The organism is Paraburkholderia sp. SIMBA_053 (genome assembly GCF_046534895.1).
Taxonomy (GTDB): Bacteria; Pseudomonadota; Gammaproteobacteria; order Burkholderiales; family Burkholderiaceae; genus Paraburkholderia; species Paraburkholderia caledonica.
This window is the reverse complement of the sequence record NZ_JAWRXU010001319.1, coordinates 1-249: the sequence shown is the minus strand read 5'-3', so window position 1 is coordinate 249 and position 249 is coordinate 1. Positions and strand designations below refer to the sequence as shown.

The 249-nt window shown below is 66.7% G+C and carries 1 pseudogene; it reads left to right on the top strand.

Annotation, left to right across the window (positions count from 1 at the left end):
• Positions 1 to 249, top strand: a pseudogene (locus SB753_RS39900) (carbon monoxide dehydrogenase); the annotation flags it as partial.

Genomic DNA, 249 nt, shown 5'->3' with positions numbered 1-249 from the left:
CTGAATGCGCACGTCGTCACGTCGTCGCAACGGCGCATTCCCGCCGACGAATTCTTCGTGGATACCTTCGAGACCGCGCTGCGCCCTGACGAACTCGTGACCGCAATCGAATTTGCGATTCCGCTGCGCGCGGCCTACGCCAAGTACCGGCATCCCGCGTCCGGCTACGCGGTGGCCGGCGTCTTCATCGCCCAGTACGACGATACGATCCGCGTCGCCGTGACGGGCGCGGGCGCGTCGGTGTTCCGC